24 protein-coding genes, 1 pseudogene and 1 other annotated feature are annotated in these 23,657 nt (G+C 47.5%); of the genes and pseudogenes, 7 read left to right on the forward strand and 18 right to left on the reverse strand.

The window, feature by feature from the left end:
- Nucleotides 1–43: 43 nt before the first annotated feature.
- Entirely contained in the window at nt 44–592 is a 549-nt protein-coding gene (locus ACE41H_RS21595) for a MerR family transcriptional regulator (RefSeq protein ID WP_375357629.1), read from the reverse strand.
- A 142-nt stretch (nt 593–734) separates the two neighbouring features.
- Here ACE41H_RS21595 and ACE41H_RS21600 point away from each other — a divergent pair, with 142 nt between their 5' ends.
- From ACE41H_RS21600 to ACE41H_RS21610, 3 genes are all read left to right on the forward strand, one after another.
- Nucleotides 735–2,237: an MFS transporter gene (locus ACE41H_RS21600; protein ID WP_375357630.1), complete on the forward strand. Its 1,503-nt coding sequence runs from the start codon at nt 735–737 to the stop codon at nt 2,235–2,237.
- Nucleotides 2,238–2,365: 128 nt separating this feature from the next.
- The gene (locus ACE41H_RS21605; RefSeq protein ID WP_375357678.1) at nt 2,366–2,749 is read left to right on the forward strand and encodes a MarR family winged helix-turn-helix transcriptional regulator; all 384 of its coding nucleotides are present in this window, start codon (nt 2,366–2,368) and stop codon (nt 2,747–2,749) included.
- Nucleotides 2,750–2,791: 42 nt separating this feature from the next.
- Complete coding sequence (locus ACE41H_RS21610; RefSeq protein WP_375357631.1) at nt 2,792–3,730, forward strand: NADP-dependent oxidoreductase; 939 nt, start codon at nt 2,792–2,794, stop codon at nt 3,728–3,730.
- 110 nt (nt 3,731–3,840) lie between these two features.
- Here ACE41H_RS21610 and ACE41H_RS21615 read toward each other — a convergent pair whose 3' ends face one another.
- Together ACE41H_RS21615 and ACE41H_RS21620 are read right to left on the reverse strand one after the other, a co-directional pair.
- Nucleotides 3,841–4,182, reverse strand: coding sequence for a zinc ribbon domain-containing protein YjdM (locus ACE41H_RS21615; protein ID WP_375357632.1), 342 nt, complete (start codon nt 4,180–4,182; stop codon nt 3,841–3,843).
- A 225-nt stretch (nt 4,183–4,407) separates the two neighbouring features.
- Nucleotides 4,408–5,034 (reverse strand): hypothetical protein, encoded by a 627-nt coding sequence (locus tag ACE41H_RS21620; RefSeq protein ID WP_375357633.1) that lies wholly within the window; start codon nt 5,032–5,034, stop codon nt 4,408–4,410.
- 191 nt (nt 5,035–5,225) lie between these two features.
- Between ACE41H_RS21620 and ACE41H_RS21625 the strand changes: the two genes are divergently transcribed.
- Nucleotides 5,226–5,570 carry a helix-turn-helix domain-containing protein gene (locus ACE41H_RS21625; protein ID WP_375357634.1) on the forward strand — a complete coding sequence of 115 codons (345 nt, stop codon included), beginning with the start codon at nt 5,226–5,228 and terminating at the stop codon, nt 5,568–5,570.
- 105 nt (nt 5,571–5,675) lie between these two features.
- Here the strand turns inward: ACE41H_RS21625 and ACE41H_RS21630 are convergent, their stop codons facing one another.
- Entirely contained in the window at nt 5,676–6,218 is a 543-nt protein-coding gene (locus ACE41H_RS21630; protein WP_375357635.1) for an HNH endonuclease, read from the reverse strand.
- Between the two features lie 800 nt (nt 6,219–7,018).
- Between ACE41H_RS21630 and ACE41H_RS21635 the strand changes: the two genes are divergently transcribed.
- Nucleotides 7,019–7,504, forward strand: a complete 486-nt coding sequence (locus tag ACE41H_RS21635; RefSeq protein WP_375357636.1) for a hypothetical protein — start codon at nt 7,019–7,021, stop codon at nt 7,502–7,504.
- A 241-nt stretch (nt 7,505–7,745) separates the two neighbouring features.
- On the opposite strand, the gene ACE41H_RS21640 is transcribed toward ACE41H_RS21635, so the two are convergent.
- The 10 genes and pseudogenes from ACE41H_RS21640 to ACE41H_RS21685 form a co-directional block, all read right to left on the reverse strand.
- On the reverse strand, nt 7,746–9,422 hold the full coding sequence (locus tag ACE41H_RS21640; RefSeq protein ID WP_375357637.1) for a histidine kinase N-terminal 7TM domain-containing diguanylate cyclase: 1,677 nt from the start codon (nt 9,420–9,422) through the stop codon (nt 7,746–7,748).
- Between the two features lie 146 nt (nt 9,423–9,568).
- Nucleotides 9,569–11,230 carry a 2-isopropylmalate synthase gene (leuA, locus tag ACE41H_RS21645; RefSeq protein ID WP_375357638.1) on the reverse strand — a complete coding sequence of 554 codons (1,662 nt, stop codon included), beginning with the start codon at nt 11,228–11,230 and terminating at the stop codon, nt 9,569–9,571.
- An 80-nt stretch (nt 11,231–11,310) separates the two neighbouring features.
- Nucleotides 11,311–11,574: a binding site (T-box leader), on the reverse strand.
- 188 nt (nt 11,575–11,762) lie between these two features.
- Nucleotides 11,763–11,873: pseudogene (locus ACE41H_RS21650) on the reverse strand (aldo/keto reductase); the annotation flags it as partial.
- A 119-nt stretch (nt 11,874–11,992) separates the two neighbouring features.
- Complete coding sequence (locus tag ACE41H_RS21655) at nt 11,993–12,730, reverse strand: amino acid ABC transporter ATP-binding protein (protein WP_375357639.1); 738 nt, start codon at nt 12,728–12,730, stop codon at nt 11,993–11,995.
- Nucleotides 12,731–12,744: 14 nt separating this feature from the next.
- A complete protein-coding gene (locus ACE41H_RS21660) occupies nt 12,745–13,416 on the reverse strand; it encodes an amino acid ABC transporter permease (RefSeq protein WP_375357640.1) in 672 nt (223 codons plus the stop codon).
- Between the two features lie 33 nt (nt 13,417–13,449).
- A complete protein-coding gene (locus ACE41H_RS21665; RefSeq protein WP_375357641.1) occupies nt 13,450–14,244 on the reverse strand; it encodes an amino acid ABC transporter substrate-binding protein in 795 nt (264 codons plus the stop codon).
- A gap of 132 nt (nt 14,245–14,376) precedes the next feature.
- On the reverse strand, nt 14,377–14,865 hold the full coding sequence (locus ACE41H_RS21670) for an S-(2-succino)cysteine N-acetyltransferase (RefSeq protein WP_375357642.1): 489 nt from the start codon (nt 14,863–14,865) through the stop codon (nt 14,377–14,379).
- A 109-nt stretch (nt 14,866–14,974) separates the two neighbouring features.
- Nucleotides 14,975–16,351 (reverse strand): N-acetyl-S-(2-succino)cysteine lyase, encoded by a 1,377-nt coding sequence (locus ACE41H_RS21675; protein WP_375357643.1) that lies wholly within the window; start codon nt 16,349–16,351, stop codon nt 14,975–14,977.
- A 53-nt stretch (nt 16,352–16,404) separates the two neighbouring features.
- Nucleotides 16,405–17,772 (reverse strand): MmgE/PrpD family protein, encoded by a 1,368-nt coding sequence (locus ACE41H_RS21680; RefSeq protein ID WP_375357644.1) that lies wholly within the window; start codon nt 17,770–17,772, stop codon nt 16,405–16,407.
- Nucleotides 17,769–18,935 (reverse strand): amidohydrolase, encoded by a 1,167-nt coding sequence (locus ACE41H_RS21685; RefSeq protein WP_375357645.1) that lies wholly within the window; start codon nt 18,933–18,935, stop codon nt 17,769–17,771. The genes ACE41H_RS21680 and ACE41H_RS21685 overlap by 4 nt, the downstream gene beginning before the upstream one ends.
- A gap of 288 nt (nt 18,936–19,223) precedes the next feature.
- Here ACE41H_RS21685 and ACE41H_RS21690 point away from each other — a divergent pair, with 288 nt between their 5' ends.
- Entirely contained in the window at nt 19,224–19,595 is a 372-nt protein-coding gene (locus ACE41H_RS21690) for a nitronate monooxygenase (RefSeq protein WP_375357646.1), read from the forward strand.
- 101 nt (nt 19,596–19,696) lie between these two features.
- Here the strand turns inward: ACE41H_RS21690 and ACE41H_RS21695 are convergent, their stop codons facing one another.
- Complete coding sequence (locus tag ACE41H_RS21695; protein ID WP_375357647.1) at nt 19,697–20,059, reverse strand: MerR family transcriptional regulator; 363 nt, start codon at nt 20,057–20,059, stop codon at nt 19,697–19,699.
- Between the two features lie 113 nt (nt 20,060–20,172).
- Here ACE41H_RS21695 and ACE41H_RS21700 point away from each other — a divergent pair, with 113 nt between their 5' ends.
- Complete coding sequence (locus ACE41H_RS21700; protein WP_375357648.1) at nt 20,173–20,934, forward strand: SDR family NAD(P)-dependent oxidoreductase; 762 nt, start codon at nt 20,173–20,175, stop codon at nt 20,932–20,934.
- A 79-nt stretch (nt 20,935–21,013) separates the two neighbouring features.
- Here ACE41H_RS21700 and ACE41H_RS21705 read toward each other — a convergent pair whose 3' ends face one another.
- The 3 genes from ACE41H_RS21705 to ACE41H_RS21715 all read right to left on the reverse strand — a co-directional run bounded on the left by ACE41H_RS21705 (nt 21,014) and on the right by ACE41H_RS21715 (nt 23,512).
- A complete protein-coding gene (locus tag ACE41H_RS21705) occupies nt 21,014–22,210 on the reverse strand; it encodes an MFS transporter (RefSeq protein WP_375357649.1) in 1,197 nt (398 codons plus the stop codon).
- 91 nt (nt 22,211–22,301) lie between these two features.
- Complete coding sequence (locus ACE41H_RS21710; RefSeq protein WP_375357650.1) at nt 22,302–22,766, reverse strand: VOC family protein; 465 nt, start codon at nt 22,764–22,766, stop codon at nt 22,302–22,304.
- 62 nt (nt 22,767–22,828) lie between these two features.
- Nucleotides 22,829–23,512, reverse strand: coding sequence for a TetR/AcrR family transcriptional regulator (locus tag ACE41H_RS21715; protein ID WP_375357651.1), 684 nt, complete (start codon nt 23,510–23,512; stop codon nt 22,829–22,831).
- Nucleotides 23,513–23,657 lie beyond the last annotated feature (145 nt).

Here is a 23,657-nt window from a genome sequence, read left to right on the forward strand (position 1 = left end):
AAAATCCAAATTCCATCATAATCGCAAGAACAATTGTTGACCTTTAGCATCGTGTGTCGCTAACCTGTTGACATTGGATGGGAAATTCGTGATCGATAACATGCTTTTCGCAATAGTCTCGATGTTCACTTAGTTTTCTGGCAAACTCCTTGTCGTCATCACCATGTTCCAGCGGGGTGGCGATAAAATATTCCTCTTCACATTCCTCTATTAATGGAACATCCCGTAACCCTTCCATCGTGGTCTCCGTCATTTGAATGGCGCTTCGCAGAATATCTTGCATCCGTTTGATTCGAAGCTGTTCCGCTTCCAGATCGCGCTGTTTCTGTTTAAGCAGCTTGATGAGCAGAGGAGTGTTCTGATTCTGTATAAAATCCTTGATCTCCTGCAGGGAGCTTCCTGCCTTCTTGAGTACATTAATAATATCAAGCAGGTAACATTGCCGAAAAGAATAATATCGATAGCCTTTTGCATTAATAAATTCAGGCTTTAAGAGCCCGATCTCGTCGTAATGAAAAAGGGTGTGTTTGGTCACTCCGCACATGCTGGCCAGTTCGCTGGTAGTAAAGTATTGTTTGCTCATTTCCGGCATCTCTTATACCTCTCACTATAATCTGAAGATCCTGCGCTTAAATTGTAACCGATGAGTTATTGCTTGACTATAGGGTAACCCTATAGTTTAGATTTTTTTGTACAAGGATTTCAGATTCATGAGATATGGAGGAGTAACTAGAATGAATGATTATAAACGCTGGATAACTCTGGTCGTGGTGTCCAGTGCGCTTATGCTTATCGTGATGGATGCGACGATTCTTTACACGGCATTGCCGAGCCTAACCCATGATCTGGGTGCGTCCGCTTCGGAAAAATTGTGGATTCTGAACGGTTATTCGCTTGTCATGGCCGGTCTGCTTCCGGCGATGGGAACACTGGGGGATCGTTTGGGTCATAGAAGAATGTTCTCCCTCGGGTTAATCGTTTTCTCGGCAGCTTCTCTCTTGGCGGCTTTTGCTACAACACCTGCTGTATTGATCGTCGGAAGAGTTCTCCTTGCCGTTGGCGCATCCATGATGATGCCTGCTACATTGTCCATCATCAGAGTTACATTTACCGATCCGCGCGAGCTTGGATTGGCCATCGGCATTTGGGGCTCCATTTCATCCGGAGGTGCAGGGCTCGGTCCCATCATAGGCGGACTGCTTGTGGAGCATTTCTGGTGGGGAGCGGCTTTTTTGATCAACGTTCCCATCTCGATCGCAGCGCTTGTTTTGACACTGGTATATGTCCCCAAGCATGCGGGCAATCAAGAAACGAAGTGGGACCTGATGGGCTCCTTCCAGATTTTGATTGCCATGGTGGCGCTGATCTATGCCATCAAAGAATTTGCACGGCGGGAAGGGTCCCTGACATTTGCAGCGATCGGAGCCGTTATCGGGGTCGTGGCACTGATCATCTTTATCCAGCGCCAGCTCAGAAGCTCCAATCCGTTGCTTGACTTGTCGCTCTTTAAAATATCTCCTTTCACCACGGGATTTATTACAGCTTTGGTTGGCCTATTCGGACAGTTGGGCATTCAGTATATCGTGACTCAGCGGCTGCAATTGGTGGAGGGTCTGAATCCGCTGCAGGCGGGACTCATTACACTAAGCATACCGGTCGCGGCTCTTGTTGCGGGCCCGCTGGCCGGGAAGATCATGCATCGCTACGATGTGATACGTTTCAAGAGCTTCACTCTCCTGGTTGCGGCTTTGGGAACGCTGATCTATTTGTTCCAATTTAATTCAGGTATTGCGGGGCAAATACTCGGTCTGGCGCTCCTCGGAGCAGGCTTGGGTGCAGGGATGACGGCAGCGTCTCACTCGATCATGAGTTATGCGCCACCTGAGAAAGCCGGGATGGCAGCTTCTATCGAGGAAGTAGCCTATGAACTCGGCGGAGCATCCGGAATCGCGATCATCGGAAGCATGTCGGGTCTAGTGTATACGTTGACCATGAAAATTCCTGCAGGACTTCAGGTTCCGGCAAATGTGAAAGACAGCCTGGATGAAGCACTAATGGTTGCGGAAGGCCTGCCCGGACAAGCAGCCGAGGCGTTAAAAGCGGCCGGTCGTGCAGCCTTTGATGAGTCCTTTTTCGCGATCCTCGTCGGGGTTACGGTATTTTTTGCGATCGCTTCGTTAGTCATATGTTGGGTAGGAGCCCGATCAAAACAAAGAAAAACCGGGGCATTAATCTGAATAATTTTATGTTGACGACCACATAAATAAAGGGAGTGATTAAATTTACTAATAAAAGAAATAACGAATCCATTGAAAATGAAATCCGTGCGGTAACGCAATTTCCCGTAAGCTTCTCTATATTCAGCATGGCTCGTTCACATCATAAGATTGGAGGACAGCTGCTTCGAGAAGCGGGCCTATACCCAGGGCAAGAGCTCATACTGATGCAGCTGTGGCACCGGGACAGCCAATCACAGAATAGTCTTTCACGGTCGCTGCGACTTGATCACTCGACCATTGCCAAATCCGTTCGCCGTTTGGAAGAGGCAGGACTGGTCACCTGCAGCCGCTCAGAGGAAGATAAACGCGTAACCATCGTAGCGCTTACCCAGGCGGGCCGTGAGTTTGAACCCAAGGTGATTGAGGCTTGGAGCAAGCTGGAAGAGATAACAACGAAAGTTCTCAATGACGAAGAAAAAATGCAGTTTGTTGCCCTGGCACAAAAAATTGCCGCTTCATTAGAAGTTTGACTGTAAATCACAAAAATAATGAGTGACAAAGGAGAGATAAGCATGTCTAGCAAATCGATGCAAGCCATTCTAGTCAATGAATATGGCGGTCCAAGTGTTTTAAAGTTAGAACAGGTTGATCGCCCTCAGCCGCAAACGGATGAAGTGCTCGTTCGCATCGTGTATGCCACGGTTATTCCGCTTGACTATAAAATTCGTAACGGCTGGCTTCAAGAGGTTTTTCCTGTAACTTTCCCCTACATCCCTGGATTTTACGCTTCCGGAGTTGTCGAAGAGGTGGGGCAAGATGTAACGGAGTTCAAACCGGGGGATCGTGTATTTGGCAGTGTCAGGGGAGCCTATGCTGAATATGGCATTGCGCAAGCCCAGGAATTAGTTAAAATGCCCGATCATCTCACCTTTGAAGCTGCGGCTACGATTAAGGCAGGAGCCGAAACGGCCTGGAAAGCGCTGTTCACCGAAGGCGAACTCCAGTCTGGCCAAACCGTTCTTATTCATGCGGCAGCAGGCGGTGTTGGACAATTTGCCGTTCAACTGGCCAAGTGGAAAGGAGCAACAGTGATCGCTACGGCATCAACCTCTAACCTGGACTTCGTCAAGTCTTTGGGAGCGGACCTGGTCATTGATTATACCAAGACTGCTTTCGAGGACGTCGTCAAAGAAGCGGACCTGGTCGTCGATTCCGTTGGAGGAGATACCGAGAATCGATCCTGGACCGTTCTGAAGAAGGGCGGAATTCTCGTTTCTTTGACTCAGTATCCATCCCAGGAGAACGCGCAAAAGCATGGCGTTACCGCTAAATTCAACACCAAGTTCCCAACCCATGCGGATCTGCAGACTATAACCGAACTAATTGCCGATGGTACGATTAAAGCAGAGATCGATTCCACTTTCTCGCTAAGCCAAGCCGACAAAGCACTGGAGAAAAGTGAAGCAAGACATGGACGGGGAAGAATTTTGCTGCAAGTAAACTCAATCTAACAACATTAAAGAAGGAGCCGCCCTGGCTCCTTCTTTATATTCAACCACGATTTACTGAGGATTAGATCATCAGTGGTGGCGCTATAGCATAGCGGGCCTTTGACAGTATCTTAGGCCTTTTTTACAAACTCCGACTTTAACTTCATCGCGCCGAATCCATCGATTTTGCAATCAATGTCGTGATCCCCATCAATCAGACGGATGTTTTTGACCTTGGTGCCGATCTTCAGGATCGATGATGTTCCTTTTACTTTCAGGTCTTTGATGACGGTAACCGAGTCTCCATCCCGCAGGACATTGCCGTTGGCATCTTTTACGATTTTTTCGTCTTCACCGGCTTCGGGACCGGATTCCAGGCTCCACTCATGGGCACATTCCGGGCACACCAGCAAGCTTCCGTCCTCATACGTATATTCGGAATTGCATTTCGGACAATTAGGCAAGTTAGACATTAATTTTTTGGATTCTCCATTCATTATATTGATCTAATCTCTATCATACTGTCACAGGCTGCATCGGATCGTCAAGCACTACAGCTATCCTCGTATTTACCCCACTATCTTCAAAAACGCTCGATATCGCTGTATTTGCTCCTTCGTTGCTGTTTCCCGTAACGATTCGAATTTTTGAAGCACACCTCTTGAAATATCGATCCATCCCCAGCTCATGGGCAAGTCTTAGCGCCTGCAAAATGCACTCGACTGCATCCTGCGGCCGCCTAATCCATTGCTCGTACATCGCCCGTTGGAAGAAGTAACGATACATATTCTCGTTGTTTGATGAATCTGATCAACCTGCCACCCATACCGCACCGCCGCCCCCATGATCGTGGTCAGCCCCCTCCCCCATTCCTCGGTATGCTTACGCAGAAAACCAACATACTCCTCCAGCAACTCAGCTTGTCCCGCCTCAATCTCCAGGGCATACCAGTTTGCCCTCGCTTTATGCTTGAACTCATGTACCACCTGCTCTTCCGCTTCATTCAGTGCATCCATCCATTTCAGTTCCGCATATCGCCCGATACACGCTCGCGCCTCCTCTACTCTCCCCAGCTTCTGATAAGCAAGGCCCTTCATTTCAAGACTATATCCGTGATAATACAGCAACGGGCGCTCAGTAGGGTTATACGGGGCAGACCATCCTTTGGATTGACGCTCCCTCCGCTCTTCATGAATACACTTCACGCATTGGTACAAAATATCGGCTATCTCCAACACCTTGCTCCAATTTTCCAAGCCTGCAGCCATATTCAGCATCTCAACAACGATGTCCGGTTTGAGTGATTTCAGGATGAAAGTTTGCAAAGATAGCTCCTCCTTTGATGGCATGCTTAATAAAAAAGCACACAGATTAATTTTTCTTTTGGAAACTCCAAATAAGTAGTACAATAAAATAAATATAGTTCTTATTCGCAGCTTTTTCAATACATTTTACCGCCTTTAAATCTCTGCTATTTACATCAATACTCTCCTAACCTTTAGGAGAGGTGGTTAATATGACAACGTTACGAAATTCGGTTGGAGAACGGATCAGAGCAATTCGTAAAGCGAGAGGATTAACTCAACAACAACTTGCGGAGCTATCAGGTTTGGATGATGCTTATATTGGATCGCTAGAGCGTGGAGAACGCAATTTTTCAATTGATACATTGGAGAAAATTATAAGCGCCTTGAATATACCTCTTAGTCAGTTGATGTATTCAGATAATGAGGTAAATAACCCCGAAGCTTTAAAGAGAGAAGCAATTGATGAATTCATAGGAATTGTCAGCACAATGAATGAGAAACAGGTTAATAGCCTCAGGAATATAAATATTGAATTTAAACGTGCTTTTGATTAGCACACAAATTTTTCGTCTCGCTTTTAGCAAGGTACAGTTTTACGGGGTCTATCCGGCGAAATATGTGAAGGGAGCTGGCATATACCAGCTCCTACGAACTAAACGTCAATCTTGTCTCTTTAATTCTTCGGCAATTTGACCAACAATACTTGAGATGGTGATTTCTACCCCACCTCTAACTTGATTCATATGTAATCCTGAACTACTATAAATTTGTTTCATCAACTCTTTGTTTTCCAGTATCTTATTTACATCATCAATCCGATCAGATAATTCAAAAGTTCTTAACTCTCTCATGAAATTCTCTTTGAGATCAAGTGTAAAATTTTGTTTTTCTGCCCAATTCAAGAAAATTTCATGAGATTTGGTGTTGGGGGCTTTGTCATGACAGCTTTTACACATAAGAAACAAATTACTAGGTGTATCTTCTCCACCAAACTGACGAGGAATAATGTGACAACGCTGGAGAGGAACACTGTTCCAATTTTTTATTATCTCTTCACGAGTAGACTGAGGTTTTTCTAAATCAAATTTGGCACCAAAATGGCGTTTACAAGCCCAACAACATGGTTCGCCCCAGTCAAATTCCTTTTTATCTAACCAATCCATCCAATATTCAAAAATTTGAGCTTTTGTTGGCATAGCCATAATTAGCCTTCCTCTCTAATTGTAATTCTCACAACCATCAAAAATTTTCCAATTCCAATGATGTCATCACTTATCTGTCCAATAGTATACCTTCTGTCTTTCTAGCTTAGAGCATATCCTGAAATAGTGGGTAATAAAAGGTAGAGGTGAGTATACATGAACCAAAACCTGGACCCTCCTATATGCAAACTCTGATTTCCCATAAAATAAATAATATACTAAATTTTATTCATTCATCTTTAAGGAGGGAGTTATAAATCTCATTCTTAGGAACTAATTATTCAAAAATGTTCTTAAGGGATTTTCAGGCTCAAAACCGAAATCGGTGCTTGACTGAGGGACAGGCAACAGCGTAAGGATCGAAAAAATCTAACGGATGTAAGCGACGCTATTTGGGCAAAAACAAGAGGATTCCAAATGTAACGGTTGCTGACGAGCCTATTTCCCGCTTTTCGGCGGTTAAGGAACCGTTTTGCCTCAATAAGCGCGCCTCCAACCGTTAAAAATAATTCCTCTGCCATTTTGCACGAATAAGCTCAATGATCACCGTTAACCGGGAACATGTTCGGATCGATGGATCATTCGAGGTCTACCCGTTAGTCAAGCACCGATTTTTAGGTTGAGCCGATTTTCATGCTATTTTTTTCAACACACTTCTACCTCCGACGTAGAGACATGTCACAATTCATTAACACACCTCTCTCCTTTTAAGATCGGTTTTCTTCTTGATACATCTAGAGATAGACACTCAGCAACACAGATTTTTAAGGTATGATTTTAACTGGGGAGGGGTGAGTATAATGACGACAGTGGAAGTTCGGACTCAAACAAGAGAACTCCTCAGAGTCATAGCAGAAAAAGAAGACCATGAAGTTCTTGCATTAAACGTCCGTTCTCTTAAGAACTTGGTTGAACTGATGCGAGATTACGCCATTATTACACATGCAAGCGCTCCCGAGTCGGAGATTGCTGCTGCCGTTGAAAAATTAATTGACTATGTGGACTTAAATGCTCGTTCGGCCGACGAGCCAGTTATGTCTGCTAGCTATAAAACAACCTATTTGGCCGAAGTTTTCAATGTTTCGGTGACTGCCATCAATAATTGGATTGATGAAGGCCGATTTGTCGGCTATCAGCGGCAGCCGCATAAACATGCTCGAATGCAGCCAGAGATGTATGTGCCGTCCTGGAAACTATTCGGGTTGCACTCCGGGTATCCGGGAAACTGCCCTAATCTATACATATACAACAAGCCGCTCCCCGTTGAGCGACTTTTCACTTTCTAGCTTTCGAAAACAAATGATGAGTAATCTTATTTTTACAAGCCATGTCTGGTTATGCTTTCCGTACCCATTATGGCAATAGTCAACGTGATACTGAAAAGCGGAGCGCCGCAACCCGTATATGGGTTACGGCGCTTCTTTTACTTGATCCATCGCGGGGCGCCGCTGCTAATGCCTTTTACACATCAGTTCAAGTTAACACATTAGCAAAGCCGAGGTCAGCTGTCTATGGATTGTTGATTTTTTAATATTCAGCAAATTCAATCCGATTGCGTCCATTGCTCTTGGCTTGATAAAGCGCCTTATCTGCTTCAGAAAGGAGCCCCATTAAGTACCCTTCCATATTGTCTGGCATATGTTCAATATCAAAATTTTCAACAGATAATGCCCCCATACTAAGGGTAATGGAAACAGGTTCGTTTTCATGCCCCACCAAGATGCGGGTGGACTCTACCAATAATCTCACTTCTTCCGCTAATTGTTCAGCTAATCGGCGGTCTGTATCCGGAAAATAGATGATGAATTCCTCTCCGCCGTAACGGATTAGAATATCCGTACTGCGAAGAGATTGTTTGACGGTTTGAGCAGTACGATAAAGGACCTCATCCCCTATGACATGTCCATAGCGGTCATTTATGGCTTTAAAGAAATCAACATCAAAGAGGATTAGAGAAAACGGAGCTCTATCTTGAATATTGTTTTCAATCTCATGAGTTAACTGTTCGGTTAAATAATAGCGATTGTAGCAGTTTGTCAAACTGTCCGTAAGCGCCATTTCCTTGAGTTTTTGATTGGCTATGGATAATTCGTTGCGAATGCTATCAAGAGAATGATTGCGTTCCCGCAGGATTTCATTTTGCCGATTCAGTTCTTTAACAAGATAACGTTCTTGTGAGACATCCTGAAACATAAGAATACGACCGATTTGCATACGGTAAGAGTCAATGATCGGAGAAGCTTGCAATATAAAATGACTCACAGGTTCTCGCTCAACGATGATTTCAATTTGAGATAATATATTGTTTTTATGCTTGTAATGCTCGAGGAATCTCCGGCTGCTGCCAGCTATTCGAACAGATCCCAGAAACTTCTCCATATCAAAATAGTCGCCCACATTTACATCCACAAATAACCGTAAGGCTTTGTTGACTTCAATAATGGATTCGTTCTCGTCCACTACCATAATTCCATATGGAATTGTATTGATCACATCCTCATGAGCGATGGAGACAATATCCAAAACATTGTATCTTTTAATGACAAATACAAAAAATAAAGCAGAAATAAAAATGCCTGCCGAGGTCAACCCCGGAATGATCGGGAGCCATTCCCTTAAGACTACATTAAGAAGCAGGTCCGTTAATGCAAAAGTGGCCAGCACGAAAATTCCCCAGAGCGTTATTTTGACTTGTTTTTTAATGGTTAATATCGTTCTGCAAGAATGGAATGCTCGAAACAAAAAAGAGAGGGAAGCCAAAAAATAGCTTAATAAAATGACGATCACAACCCAAAACCATGGACCGTATTCTCTATGGATGTACCCGCCTTCCAGCGGTTTTACAAAAAGGTTAAACGGGTTCTTGGCTACACCGGCTGCTGCAACAACAGCGGGGATAGACAGCAAGAATAATCTCTTTCTCCCTAGTTTATTTGCATTCCCGGTAAGGAAGGCTGTTAGAAGAAGCCAACCACTGCCCAACATGGAGAGCGCGACAAAAGACAAGGTCACATAAAACAGCTGTAAATGCCGATCATGCGTAATCCCCGTAGCAAATTGACACAATGGCCAAAGCATCATCAGGAAATGAAACAAAAGGTATACTTTACGCAAATCGGTAATTGCAACAGTTGCAAACACATAAACAAATAATGCAAATAACAGGAGGAACAAAAAGAGATCGTACCATACGGATAAGCTCACAAATTTTCTCCTTTGTAATCCGACAAATTCGATAATTTAGATCGATTCTATTATAGTATATTCCTTATACATGAAAATTAAAATAACAGCAAAAAGACCCTTTTGCATGCTGCTGCAGAAGGGTCCTCTGTTACTTTAATGATTGATCATTGACGGCTAAATTGATTCACTGCACTGAACAGGGCTTTTACAGATGAGGTCATAATATCAACGTCAATGCCGCAGCCCCAATATACGCTGCCGTCCGGAGCCGTGATGCCGATATAAGAGACAGCTTGTGATTTAGAGCCTGTTTCCAGAGCGTGTTCTTTGTAGATCAAATCGGTATAATTCAGTCCAAGATCGGTTTGCAGAGCATTGCTGATCGCATCAAGTCTTCCGTTGCCGTTGCCTGTAATTTCCCTGACTTCATTGCCGGTCCGGATCGTGACGATGGTTTGAAAATCTTCATTATCTGTAGCGCGGTATTTAACAAACTCCACAGGTGTTTGGATATTCACGTATTCCTTCACGAAAATATCGTATATTTCATCAGGCATCAGTTCCTTTTGCTGCTGATCTGATACGTTTTTAACGAAGTATCCGAAGTTTTCGCGCATTTTCGCCGGGAGATCAAGTCCGTACTTCAGCTGCAGCACATACCCGATGCCACCTTTGCCGGACTGGCTGTTAATACGGATAATATCGCCTTCATACTCCCTGCCGATGTCCTTGGGATCAATTAGCAGATAAGGGACCGACCAATGCTCTGGTTCCTCTTCCTCGCGCCATTTCATTCCTTTAGCAATGGCATCCTGATGCGAACCGGAGAACGCGGTGAATACCAGCTCACCTCCGTAAGGATGTCTTTCGCTTACTCTCATTTTGGTCAGCCGCTCATAAACGGAGGCGATCGCAGGGATGTTCTCAAAATTCAGCTTCGGGTCTACCCCGTGCGAGTACATGTTCAGAGCCAGCGTCACAATGTCTACGTTCCCCGTTCTTTCCCCGTTCCCGAACAAAGTGCCTTCGACGCGCTGCGCTCCGGCCAGCATCCCCAGCTCCGCATCCGCCACTCCTGTTCCCCTGTCGTTATGCGGATGGAGCGACAAAATCACATTTTCCCGGAAATTCAGGTGCTCGCTCATGTACTCGATCTGGCTGGCGTAGACGTGAGGCATCGACATGGATACCGTTGCAGGCAGATTGATGATGACCGGATTCTCCGCCGTTGGCTGCCATATATCGAGCACACTGTTGCAGATGTCCAGCGCAAATTCAATTTCTGTGCCTGTAAAGCTTTCCGGTGAATACTGGAACTGGAAATTCCCTTCCGTCTCCTCCGCGCACTGCTTTAACAGCTTGGCGCCGTTCAAAGCGATGTCGATAATTTCTTGCTTGGATTTGCGGAATACCTGTTCCCGCTGCGCCACAGACGTTGAGTTGTACAAATGGACTACGGCTTTTTTCGTGCCTTTCAGCGCTTCAAAGGTTTTGCGGATAATATGCTCTCTCGATTGGGTAAGCACCTGGATCGTTACATCATCCGGGATCAATTCCTGCTCAATCAATGTGCGCAAAAAGGTGAACTCCGTTTCCGATGCTGCAGGAAATCCGACTTCGATCTCCTTGAACCCGATATCTACAAGCAATTTGAAGTATTCCAGCTTTTCCTCCAGATTCATCGGAACGATTAACGCCTGATTGCCGTCGCGAAGGTCGACGCTGCACCAAGTCGGCGCCTCTGTAATGTATTCCTTCCGGGTCCAATTCAAGCTTGCCTCCGGCGGCATAAAATATCCTCTGGCGTACTTGCTAACGTTTTTCATGGATATCCCTTCCTTTCATCAATTTTCTGTGCCTAAACAACCAAAGACCGGACGCGCAAAAAAAGCCTTTCATCTCCATTAACAGAGACGAAAGACTTTGACATCTTACGCGGTACCACTCCGAATTCATGCCATACTCGGCATGCACTCTACGGATATGGGTTTGCCAAAACGGACAACCCGGCATCCTCCTGATGATAACGGTCAGGCTCCGGCTCCACCTACTTCACGGGTTCAGCGAGCAACTCCAAGGCGAGTTCCGATCTTCTCCACGGCTGTTTCACACCATCCAACAGCTCTCTGTTCGCTTGGAAAACCGTACTATTCCTTTTCAACGTATTATAATTATTAGGGATAATGCTATCTCACCTGCACGATGGTGTCAAGTCCTCGTTGTTAAAAAGGGGCTTCTTCCTTCGCAATCGAAATAGCAGCTAGTATTTTAAAAATGAACAACCAGAACGGTTACACTGTATCAGGATAACGTCCACCGTATGCATTTGGACTAACAGCATCAATTCGAGCCAAATCATTTGCCTAAAACTTCCTCGTTATGTCCGTTGCCATACGTATCAGCGGTATCAAGCAATGTTACTCCAAGATCCAGAGCCCGATGAATGGTCTGAATGGACTCTTCATCATTGATGATGCAATCATGATGCCGAGAATTCAACATCTGACGCAAAAGATTCTTTTTTGACCTAAACATGCAGAGAGGGGAATTAACCCTGTGTACTTCCCCTCTCCGAAAAGCAAGCTGCTTTATCCATTTTGAAAATTTTTAAGAAACTGTTTCGTGCGATCCTTCTGCGGATGGTTGAAAAGTTGATCAGGCGGGCCTTGCTCGACGATATAGCCACCTTCGACAAACACGATCTGGTTCGACACTTCGCGGGCAAATCCCATTTCGTGAGTCACGATGATCATGGTCGTATCCAATTCCGCAATCGATTTAATCACCTGCAGCACTTCAGCCACCAGCTCCGGATCAAGCGATGAGGTTGGTTCATCGAACAAAATGGCGTGCGGTCGCATAGCAAGGGCGCGGGCAATACTGACGCGCTGCTGCTGGCCTCCCGACAGCGTTGCCGGATAGTTATCCTTCTTGCTCTCCAGCCCGACTTGTCTCAGCAGCTCCATGCCAAGCTCATCCGCTTCCTTTTTCGGCATTTTTTTGACGATGATCAACGATTCCGTTACGTTTTGCAATGCCGTTTTATTTTTATACAAATTGTAATTTTGGAATACCATAGCGGTTTGCGCGCGTAATTGCTGAATCTCCTTACGCGTACAGTTTTCCGCGTTCAGCTTGGCATTACCGATTTCAATGATCCCGGTATCAGGTCTCTCCAAAAGATTCAAACAGCGGATCAGCGTCGATTTCCCCGACCCGGAAGGGCCAATAATCGAGAGCACTTCTCCGTCCTTGAGTTCAAGATCGATGCCCTTCAGGACCTCCAGACCTTTAAAGCTTTTGGTTAAATTCGTGACTCTAATCATATACCAATCAACCTTTACGTCCGGTACGGACGTTCCAAATATTTTTCCAGCAGTTGTTGCAAATAAGTGTACACGATAATCATCGCCCAGTAGACCAAGGCTACGGCCAAGTAAGCCTCAAAGAACCGGAACGACTCCGCTGCTTGCATCTTCGCTTCCGCGAAGATTTCAACGACGCCCAATGTGAAGGCGAGCGATGTTTCTTTGAGCAGCGAGATAAAGATGTTGCCCGTACCCGGAAGGGCATTGCGTGCCGCCTGGGGTATGATGATCCGTCGATACGCCTGCATCTTCGTCATTCCCCCGGTCAGGCAAGCCTCCATCTGCCCTTTGTCCACCGACAGAAAGGCGGCACGAAAGATTTCCGCAAGGAAAGCAGCCTGCTTGATCCCCAGCCCGATCATCGCTGCGGTGACCGCATCCATTTTCGTAAAAAAAGGAAACAACTGCGGCAAGCCGTAGTAGATCAAAAACAGCTGCACCAGCATTGGGATAGAGCGAAAAAACGAAATATATACGCTAGCCAGCGACCGTAGTCCGCGGTTGGAGCTGTCCCTCATGAATGCCAGCACGAGCCCGATCCCCACGGCGATGACCATCGCTACGACGGCCATCAACAAGGAGATCGGAATGTATTTCATGATTTTGGCCAGCACCACAAAAATATAAGAAGGATCAAAGTTCATTTTCGAATCTCCTGCTTTCCATTTACATCGCCGTTACTCCGATCTTACCGTAATATCTTCTCCGAAGTATTTATCAGAAATTTGTTTCAGAGTCCCGTTATCTCTCAATTTTTGAATTTCTGTGTTCATTTGCTCGATCAAAGGAGCATTTTTTTCATTCCTGACAAACGGAAACGCGACATCCTCGTAATGGAAAGGTTCCCCGACGAACTTCAACGGCAAGTTCTGCTTCTTGATTTCGGCCAGCAGGGACGACTTGGAATTCACATAGCCATCTACGCGCTTGTTCAGCACATCATTTTGCGCACCGTCGCGATTTTCGTACGTGCGGACCTTGATCTCGCCTTTCGTATCGAATTTCTCCAGGTTTTTCACGTTTTGCGAACCGAGTACACCCGCTACGGTTTTGCCTTTCAAATCGTCCAGCGTATTGATTTCAGTGTTATCTTTATGCGTAACAATCGTAACTCCAGCATAGGAATATGGAGCCGTAAAATCGTATTTAGCCTTCCGCTCGTCCGTTACCGCAACCGCGTTGGCGATTGTGTCGATTTTGTCTGTCTCCAATTGTCCCAACAAACCGCTGAAATCCGAATTGGTCCACTCAACGGTGTAACCTAGGTCTGCGGCTACTTTTTCAATGACTTCCACATCGAAGCCGACCAGTTTGTCCCCTTCCTTATAGCTGTTGGGAAAAGATTGTCCTGTCGCCCCTACGCGAAGCACTTTCTTCCCGTCTGCCTCTCCAGAATTCGAACCTGAGCAAGCAGTGGCGAGCAGGCTGATTAAGAGTATAGAGATTAAAGTAAATAAATATCTTTTCTTCATCTTGTTTCCCCCACATTCATGATGTTATTCACTTACTTCGACAATTTTAATGAATTTCATTATATATATTCCTATAAGACTAGTCAATTTAATGTCGTTTCCCGTCACAAAAGAAAGTCGGAAGGAATAATTTCAGGAGTTAAGGATCTTTTTCATGAAAATCGTGATATGGCCCTTGCCCAGGTCCCTGGAGCCTTCAATTTCATACCCGCGCCGCTTGTACATCTCGATCAGCCAGGGATGCTTATCCGCCGTACCCAGCGAGACGGCCGGTGATTTCAAGGTATCCCTGACAATCGTTTCTTCACACCAGCCGATCATCTCCCGGCCGATCCCTTTTCGCCCTGCATCCGGGTCGCTGGCAAACCACCAGAGGTGGGGAACGCCGAACGGTCCCGGCGACGAACCCCACGGCATTCTAATCGAGATCGTGGATACGATTTTTCCGTCCTCTTCCATGACGAAGCAGAGGTTTTCACGAATGTTTTTTTCCACCAGCGCCAAATCCGCCGTGGCGGCGGCAAAGTTGATACCAAGCTGGCGGATCGGTTCATAGGCACGCAGCGATAAATCGAGCAATGCAGGCGCGTCCTTCAAAGTTGCCATACGAAAATTAGCCATGTCGTCCTCCTGCCGTTCAAAGCCGATGAACGCCGCCCGGCTTCAGATCCTGCGGGCGGGTTCTATCGGGAAACGTTAATGTAGGTGTTCTGTGCCGCGGTCGCCGCGCTTACGCTTGTTCCACCTGAAGCCAGCCGCTCGCTTCGGCGGCGGCCAGCACCCGGTCTACCGTTTGCGGAGCCGAGCCCAAATAAGTGGACGGATCCAGCAACCGCTCCAGCTCCTCCGCTTCGACTGCTTCCCGGATGCGAGCGTCGGCCATCAACATATCGCGGAAAGGAATTTCTTCCTCCACGCTCTTCATACACAGCTCGTAGACAACTTCATGCGCGGTCTGCTTGCCCATCGGCTTCGCCAACGCGAACATGATTCGCTCGGAAAGCAACAGTCCTCCGAGTTTGTCCAAATTACGCAGCATGTTTTCCGGCTTGACGACCAATCCGGCCAGAACCGCCTTCGCGGACGCGAGCTGAGCCGCCAGATAAATGCAGCTTTCCGGCAGCGCGATCCACTCCCCGCGCCAGGACATCGCGTCCCGCTCGTGTTCAACGACCATCGATTCCTGCACAAGCGCAGCATTGTAGCGGATTGGCTTGGTGAGGCTCGCGATCCCTTCCAGGGCCGCCGGGTTCCGTTTATGCGGCATCGTCGAGGAGCCGATTTTTCCGGATGTAAACGGCTCTTCTACCTCGTCCAGCTCGGTGCGCATCAAATTGTAAAATTCGTTGCCCATTTTACCGAGCGTGCCGCTGATCATCCCGAGCAGGCCGGCGTATTCCGCCGAACGGTCCCGGGACGAATGCCAGCAAATATTCGGCGTTTGCAGGCCGAGCCGCTCCATCGTCAGCCGCTCCACATCCGGCCCAAGCGGACCGAAGGAAGCGTGAGTGCCGACGCCGCCTCCCAGCACGCCGGTAAATACCCGGGCTTCCGCTTCGCGAAGCCGATCCAGATGGCGGATCGTTTCGTCAAGCAGCACGGCGACCTTGAAACCGAAGGTGGTCGGCAGGCCCTGCATGCCGTGGGAACGCCCCGCCATTGGCGTCTCCCGATGCTCGCGTGCCAGCCGCGCCAGTTCACGGGCGACCGCACGCAGATCGCGGACGATAATTTGGTGGGCTTCCTTAAGCTGCAGGATCATCCCGGTGTCAACGATGTCCTGCGTGGTCGCGCCATAGTGAATCCACTCCCCGTGCCCGGAGCCGCACAGCTTTTGCAGCGCCTTCAGCGTCGGCATGAGCGAGTGCTTGACCTTCAGCACTTCCTGAGCGATTTCCTCTATATTCATAAGCTCAACCTTCGCCTTGTCGGCAATGACGGCCGCTGATTCGGTCGGGATGAGCGCAAGTTCCGCTTCCGCAAGCGCCAGAGCCGCTTCCACGTCCAGATGCTTCTGCAACCGGTTCTCGTCAGACCAGACTCGGCGCATTTCAGCGGTTCCGAAATTGTTTTGCAGCATAATCATATCGATAACATGTGACGGCATACCGTGCACCTCCTAAATGTGTGTGATCAAAAGATGACTTTTTGAACTACCTCTTAAATATCGGGAAGCAGTGTATATAAATCAGCCAGTTGTTCCAGTCGCCCGACCTTGCCGGGCAGTTCCTGCCAAGCAGGGGAAAGTCCACGGACAGCGTCCGCGTATTTGGCCGTCCGTTCCTCCTGAGTTAGCGGGTGCCCGGGAGCTCCGCGCGGGCAATCTACCCGCTCCGTATGTGTCGATCCATCAGCATAGATGACGCTGACGATCGTAAACCGGCCCTTGGGCATCGCGTTCGGTGCGGGAACGATGTCGGTGTCGTATCGCCGCTGCACCTTGGCGGCGAGCGCCAGCAAATCAGGACGAATCGGTTTATCGGCAAAAGTGCCGATGCCAAGCTCCCCGTCCGCCAGCGCCGCCGCAATCACGTATTCGACGCTGAACCGCCCCTCTACGCCTGTCTTCGGCTCGCTGACGATGAGCGCAGCGTCTCCCCCGGGCGGAAAGCTGACGATCACCCGGTTGATGGCCGAGATGTCAGCCCCGCAGGCGGCATGGATCGTCATCGCAGCATCAGCAGCATGGTGAGATGCCGAGCAGCACGGATACCGTTTGAACCAGAGGCCGGGCTCGGCGATTTGCCACGGCTCTCCCCAGTCCTCCGTCGTCTTTTCCGGTTTTGCATCTACACCGCCGAGGGCCGCAAAGAAACCGAGCGGTCCCTCCAGCGGCTCCTCCGCTCCGGTGATTCCAGCTTCCGCGAGCCGCATCGCCAGCAAACCCGAGCGGGCGGCCAGACCCGCGTGCAGCGGCTTGACCTGTGTGCCGAAATGCACTCTTAGCCCCCCGGCTTGCGTGACCGCCAGCCCGAGCGCGCGCACCGTTGTGTTGGCGCTGAGTCTGGCAAGCCGGCAGCATGCAGCGGCGGCAGCCAGCACGCCAAGAAGGGAGGTACTGTGCCAGCCGACCTCGTAAGGCTTAGGGCCGAGCGCCAGTCCGAGCCGGCACATCGTCTCAACCCCGACGACATAGGCCGCGAGAAAATCGGACCCGGTCGAGCGCCGCTCCTCCGCTTCCGCCAGCAACGCAGACAAAATTACGGCACTCGGGTGGCCCCGGACGCTTTCGTGCACATCGTCGTAATCAAGCGCATGGCTTAAGTAGCCATTGACCAGTGCAGCATCAAGCGCCGCAAGCCGTCCCGGCCTTCCGGGTACGGAAGAGTCACCGGTTCCTGCCCCAAGCATACTGATCCCGAGCGCCGCGGTGATGCTATCCGCCCCCGCATCGTCCCTGGCGGCGAGCGTTGATGCCAGCCAGTCCAGAACACCAGCGCGGGCAGCCTCCAGGGCCTGCGCATCCTTCAGCGGATCGGAGCCGACGATCCGCTCCGCAAGCCGCCGGGTAAGCAACCCCGCACTCATCCAAGAGCCTTCAGCGCCTGCACGGCTGTTTCCGCAAACAAGGCCGCGCTGATCGACAGCGCTTCTTCATTTAAAGTGAACTTCGGATGGTGCCATTGTTCCGTCCCACTGGTCCCCATCCATATAAAACAACCCGGCACATGCTCCTGGTACAAGGCGAAGTCCTCGCCCCCCATCGTCGGTTCCGCCTCCACCACCTGGAGTCCCTGCGCTTCCGCCGCCGCGTGCATAATTTCTGCCATGTTCGCCTCGTTGTTCACCGCAGGCAGCATCCCCATCCAATTCAGTGCCGCCTCAGCCCCATATCCGGCGGCCACGCCTTCCACGACCCGTTTCATCTGCTCGGGAATTCGAATCCGCGCTTCCGGCTCGAATGTTCTCACCGTACCTTCGAGAAGCCCCGTATCCGGGATCACATTCCAGGTCGCTCCGGCTTGCAGCTTGCACACACTGACCACGGCGGAATGCTTCGGACTGGCATTGCGGCTGACCAAGGTCTGAAGTGCGCCCACGATGGCGCTACTGACCACAACAGGATCGATGGCCGCTTCCGGCATCCCTGCATGGCCTCCCTTGCCCTGGACTTCGATTTCGAAACGATCCACTGACGCCATCAAAGGGCCTGTCCGAATGCCGACCGTACCAACAGGCAGATCAGGCTTGTTATGCATACCGAAAATCGCTGAGACGCCGGTCAAAACTCCCGTTTCTATCACCGCGCGAGCGCCGACCGCAAGCTCCTCCGCCGGCTGGAACAGAATGCGTACTGTGCCGTGAAGCTCGTCGGCCCGCTCCTGAAGCAGCGCCGCCGCGCCGATCATCGAAGCCGTATGAAAATCGTGGCCGCAAGCGTGCATTTTCCCGGTAACGGTCGAAGCGAACGGCAGTCCCGTCTCCTCCGTGACCGGCAGCGCGTCGATATCAGCCCGCAGCATAATCGTTGGTCCCGGAAGCGCCCCCTTCACTTCGGCCAGCACACCTGTCGGCAAATCCAGATCAAGTTGGTGAATGCCCAGTTTCGTAAGCCAGGAACAAATTCGCTTCGTTGTTTCGTATTCTTCATTAGAAAGCTCGGGATGCCGGTGCAGCTCCCGGCGCATTTCGACAAGCTTTGGCTGAAGTGATGCCGCTTCTTCCTTGAAGAAGTTCGATATCGTTGTCATATGCACATCTCCTTTTGCAATTTATCGGTAAACCCATAGCTGATCGTTAACAGGGCTCACCACACAGGTTCAAATTAGCGCATCGGATTAATAAGAATTGAGGTTGATTCTATATTACTACTAATCTGCTGTCAATATTAATTATGGATATAATTACCAAATAAAAAGTTCGTGTATCGCTATCATATGATATACAAATCGCTCTGTTGTTCCAATCAAATCACCAGGCTTTTAAATATAGAATATCCCATTAGCTCGATCGAAGCTGAAAATTTAGGCGCAGATGCCTTGATCGTTACAGGAAGAGAAGCCGGGGGACATATCAGTCAACACGATATAAGCATATTTTCTCTAGTGCAGCAGGTCACATCCGTCGTAAATATTCCTGTTATTGCAGCAGGCGGAATTATTGACGGTAAAGGGGCAAAAGGAATGTTTGCAATGGGAGCGCAGGGCGTCTATATGGGAACTCGTTTTATTGCTACACATGAGAATCGGGCGAGCGCTACTGCCAAGCAAGCAATCTTAATGGCAAACAGCGAAGATTACCTGGAACTGGAAGGTGCAAGCCCCATTCTTGCGTTTATCGCTAGCGACGGAGCGCATTATTTGAACGGACAAATGATCGGAATATGTGGAGGTATGCAAATACTGGCATAATAGTTTCGTCACAGAAAGATTTTCAAGGATGCGAGCACTCGCATCCTTTTTTCGTTCACTGTTTACAATGCTCGTTCACGTTATCCCCCTGGATTCTGCTTCTAGCCTCGTTTACTTATAAAATCTTTGTATGCAGAAGTTTTATGCTCAAGCATCTCATCCGCGGCTTGTAAAGTTTTGATTTGTTTATTTATAGAGTGTTTATGTTCTTCTAATAAGTTTAATCGCTCCTGAGAGGTATGTTCTCCTTCTAAAACCAGTGAAGCATACTTCTTTATTTTCGCGATCGGCATTTGTGTTTCTTTCAACTTGATCACAAATTGCAGCCATTTAAGATGTGAATCATGATATCGTCTGTCTCCGCTGGCATCCCGCACGGGAGTAACAATTTTTTCCTTTTCGTAATACCTCAATGTATGAGTGCTTATTCCTAAAATTTCGGCAATTTCTCCAATAGTGAACATGAGAAACCTCCACACTGAATTTTGTCTTGACTTAGAGTTTACTCTAATCAGTATACTCAACTCATTGTTCGTTCACAATAAAACGAGATGAATGAAATTCAGGAGGAATTTATATGAAATATACGGTTATTACAGGTGCAAGTTCAGGAATTGGGTATGAATCGGCTCTTGCTTTTGCGGCTCGCGGAAAAAATTTGATCATAGCAGCCCGCAGAACGGAAGAGTTGGAAACGTTAAAATCAAAAGTGGAAGAGATTAACTCAGACCTGGATGTTATCATTCGAACTGTTGATTTATCTGTCACAGCAAACGTATATGAATTTTACGAAAGTCTTCGCAATTATCAGATCGAAACCTGGATTAACAATGCTGGTTTTGGAAACTTTGCTTCTGTAGGGGAACAAAATTTAAATAAAATCGAGACAATGCTTCACTTGAATATACAGGCTTTAACCGTTCTGTCCTCTCTTTATGTACGAGATTATGCAGAGGTTGAAGGAACACAAATCATCAATGTTTCATCAGGAGGCGGATACGTGATCGTTGCCGATGCTGTGACCTACTGTGCGACAAAGTTTTATGTAAGTGCCTTTACAGAAGGTCTAGCACAAGAATTGAAAGAAAAAGGAGCAGCCCTGAAGGCGAAGGTTTTAGCTCCTGCTGCAACTGAAACGGAATTTGCTAAACGTTCTTTGGATGCTGATGAATTTCAATATGAAGGAGCGATTCCTAAGTTTCATACTGCGAAAGGAATGGCTGGATTTCTGTTAGAACTTTATGATAGCCAAAAGATTGTAGGCATTGTACATGGTGAAACGTATGAGTTCCAATTAAGAGATCCGATTTATCCATATGTGACGAGAACAAGAAAATAATTTGGTGTCCAGAGGAGTGGCCCGGATAGGCTGACGATTCGGTGCCGAGGCACTTCGAAAAGTCGGCCTTTTTACTGATTTACCTTGTTGATCTCGTCCTCGATATATTTGCCACTGTCTCAACATTGGATTTGGAAATTGCTCTTTTTATCATGATCAGTAAGAAAGCAAGCAACAAAAGTATAACACCGCTCCAGATGAGCTGATGCGCGCCCAATTGAGAAATAAACCAGCCACCGATCCATGTTCCTACCGTGATGCCAACATTAGAAAAGGAAACAAATAAACTGTTCCCGAATTCGGAAGCTTCTTTCGCATCAGTCATCAACAAGGCTTGACTTAGAATAAGTCCCCCGGAATGCACAGCTCCCCAAACAAATACGATGACCACCATCGGCAAAAAATAAGAACCAAAATAATAAGCGAATAAGTAAATGACCGCATATACAAGTGGAAACAGGATGACTGTTTTTGTCATGCTTTTATTCACAAAGAACCCGAACAAAAAATTCCCTGCAATCATGGTAACACCAAAGATCATCAACATGATGCTAATCCATGTACCGCTCATATGGGTAACTTTCCCAAGATATTCGGCAAAGTAGCTATAAACTGAACTCATAGCTGTAAAGATCATCACAACGATCAAGAGCGTTAACCACAATTGAGGTTTGCGCAATATGCCGAGCTGCTTGCCGAAAGACATTCTGTCCTTAACGTGCATAGAAGGAAGCCAGACAAGTATGCCTATAAAGGCAATCACGCTCACAATAGCTCCAAACAGGAAAGCAGCTTCTAGTGAAACTTTTGTGGCGAGATAGGATGTAATCGGCACACCAAAAGCGAATCCGACTGTTACCCCGGCCAAAACTTGGGTAACCGCTTTACCGATCCTTTCAGGAGTTACAAGGCTGGCAGTGGTCGCAAGCGCAATCGAAAAAAAGATAGGATGAAAAAAAGCAGGAACAATCCGGAAAGCCAGCATAACCTCGAACTTGGTAGTATAGGCATAAACAATATTAGAGATAGCAAACATAAGGATAGCGGGAAGTAAAATAACTTTTCGATTAATGCCGGAAGCGAGTATTGTCAGAAATGGACCTGAAATAGCAACAATTAAAGCAAATGCACTTACAAGGTACCCGGCCTGCGAAGGCGTTATGTGAAATTTTTGAGTGACTTGGGGAAGAACACCGATAATGCCCATTTCAGTTGTAATGATGCCAAATATACCTAAAGCCAGAAAAAAGATAAATGAAGAGTGAATATTTTTCATAAATAGTGCCTCCTTGGTTTGCGTACCTTTTTAAGAAAAATGGGGCATAAAAAAATGGTCTTCAGCTGCAAGACCATTTTTTTGGAGTAAGTTACTGTTTGTTTGAAATTACATTATCAAGAAACTTATCTGCATCACTATTAAATTTCCAGGAGACCCCAAACTTATCAACCAGCATTCCAAAACACGAAGACCAAGGCATATTGGATAACGGCATGATAACATAACCACCTACAGACAAATTAGAAAAGTAATTTTCCAGTGTCTGTTTATCATCATTAACGAGACTAATCAGTATATTGTTGCCTTTAACCAGCTCGCCCGTTACACTCTTCATCGAAGGTAGAAGATCCGACATCATGATTTTCCCGCCTGCGAATTCGATTGAAGACTCCATGATCATATTTAACTCATTTTCTGGCAACGGGTAGTTTGGATCTTGCGGGAAATCTTTAAATTTAACTTTTTTTACCTCCGTTGCGTTTAAAGCCTCCGCATAAAATTCAATCGCTTGTTCTGCAATTCCATCAAAGTTTAAATATGCAACAGCTGACATAAAGCAATACCTCCTGGATTGTTATACATGTAGTATAATTTATAAAATATGACAGCTGTATGTCATTGTTTATCCTTTATCACCTGCTCAATCCCCAACAGAATCAGCTTCAAGCCGAACTCAAACGCCCTGTCGGTCCCCATCAGCTCGAACAGCCCATTCGTGAACATCCTCCGGAACAGCCCCGCATCCTTCTCGCTCATGGAGTCCAGCAGGCGAATCATCTCCTCGCCAGGAAGCGCCTCCGCTCCCTGATCCTTAAGGATAGCGGAGACACTGCGCTCATGCTGATAATGATCCAGAACGAAGTAGAAGACATAGTTCACAAGCGTAGTAACCACTTGCATTTTCTGCTCTTGCTCAAGCGGCGTCGATTCCACGCAGAGCAGCATACGATTGGTGAAGCGAATGATGTCCGGTTCGTGGGGCAGCGTCATCATCATGAGCTGCGTGGAGCAGGGATATCGGCTGAGCACGCTCCGTACCGTTACCGCAAGTCCTGTCAGCTGCTCCTTCCAGTCCCCCTCGGAGTGGAACTCCTCCAGAATGATTTTTGAGATCTGATTAGCCAGACGCTGGTAGAGATTCTGCTTGCTCTTGAAGTACCAGTACAGAGAGGGAGCCTGAATCCCCAGCCGGTCGGCCAGTCGTCTCATGCTAAATTTCTCGATCCCTCCCTCCCCCAGAAGCTCCCAAGAAGCTTCAAGAATCTTATCCTCCGAAATCTGAGGCTGCTGTTTTTTCATCGGTATCCGCCCTTTTATCTAACAGTGTAAGTTTATGCTTTACAGCTTTCTAAGCTCATGATACCATCTAACACTGTAAGGTTCAAACTAACGATGTAAGGCTGAGCCCGGCATGGTTAGACTGAGAGCCAAAATAAATGAAGAA

The sequence above is a fragment of the Paenibacillus enshidis genome (assembly GCF_042136365.1).
In the GTDB taxonomy this organism is placed as follows: Bacteria; Bacillota; Bacilli; order Paenibacillales; family Paenibacillaceae; genus Paenibacillus; species Paenibacillus enshidis.

Coding starts and splice junctions, on each gene's coding strand:
- ACE41H_RS21610 (WP_375357631.1), top strand. CDS start 2,792: ATGTCTAGCAAATCGATGCAAGCCATTCTAGTCAATGAATATGGCGGT.
- ACE41H_RS21670 (WP_375357642.1), bottom strand. CDS start 14,865: ATGGCTAATTTTCGTATGGCAACTTTGAAGGACGCGCCTGCATTGCTC.
- ACE41H_RS21685 (WP_375357645.1), bottom strand. CDS start 18,935: ATGACAACGATATCGAACTTCTTCAAGGAAGAAGCGGCATCACTTCAG.
- ACE41H_RS21675 (WP_375357643.1), bottom strand. CDS start 16,351: ATGCCGTCACATGTTATCGATATGATTATGCTGCAAAACAATTTCGGA.
- ACE41H_RS21655 (WP_375357639.1), bottom strand. CDS start 12,730: ATGATTAGAGTCACGAATTTAACCAAAAGCTTTAAAGGTCTGGAGGTC.
- ACE41H_RS21710 (WP_375357650.1), bottom strand. CDS start 22,766: ATGTCAGCTGTTGCATATTTAAACTTTGATGGAATTGCAGAACAAGCG.
- ACE41H_RS21715 (WP_375357651.1), bottom strand. CDS start 23,512: ATGAAAAAACAGCAGCCTCAGATTTCGGAGGATAAGATTCTTGAAGCT.
- leuA (WP_375357638.1), bottom strand. CDS start 11,230: ATGAAAAACGTTAGCAAGTACGCCAGAGGATATTTTATGCCGCCGGAG.
- ACE41H_RS21705 (WP_375357649.1), bottom strand. CDS start 22,210: ATGAAAAATATTCACTCTTCATTTATCTTTTTTCTGGCTTTAGGTATA.
- ACE41H_RS21665 (WP_375357641.1), bottom strand. CDS start 14,244: ATGAAGAAAAGATATTTATTTACTTTAATCTCTATACTCTTAATCAGC.
- ACE41H_RS21695 (WP_375357647.1), bottom strand. CDS start 20,059: ATGTTCACTATTGGAGAAATTGCCGAAATTTTAGGAATAAGCACTCAT.
- ACE41H_RS21630 (WP_375357635.1), bottom strand. CDS start 6,218: ATGGCTATGCCAACAAAAGCTCAAATTTTTGAATATTGGATGGATTGG.
- ACE41H_RS21700 (WP_375357648.1), top strand. CDS start 20,173: ATGAAATATACGGTTATTACAGGTGCAAGTTCAGGAATTGGGTATGAA.
- ACE41H_RS21680 (WP_375357644.1), bottom strand. CDS start 17,772: ATGAGTGCGGGGTTGCTTACCCGGCGGCTTGCGGAGCGGATCGTCGGC.
- ACE41H_RS21595 (WP_375357629.1), bottom strand. CDS start 592: ATGCCGGAAATGAGCAAACAATACTTTACTACCAGCGAACTGGCCAGC.
- ACE41H_RS21600 (WP_375357630.1), top strand. CDS start 735: ATGAATGATTATAAACGCTGGATAACTCTGGTCGTGGTGTCCAGTGCG.
- ACE41H_RS21660 (WP_375357640.1), bottom strand. CDS start 13,416: ATGAACTTTGATCCTTCTTATATTTTTGTGGTGCTGGCCAAAATCATG.
- ACE41H_RS21605 (WP_375357678.1), top strand. CDS start 2,366: ATGGCTCGTTCACATCATAAGATTGGAGGACAGCTGCTTCGAGAAGCG.
- ACE41H_RS21625 (WP_375357634.1), top strand. CDS start 5,226: ATGACAACGTTACGAAATTCGGTTGGAGAACGGATCAGAGCAATTCGT.
- ACE41H_RS21615 (WP_375357632.1), bottom strand. CDS start 4,182: ATGTCTAACTTGCCTAATTGTCCGAAATGCAATTCCGAATATACGTAT.
- ACE41H_RS21635 (WP_375357636.1), top strand. CDS start 7,019: ATGACGACAGTGGAAGTTCGGACTCAAACAAGAGAACTCCTCAGAGTC.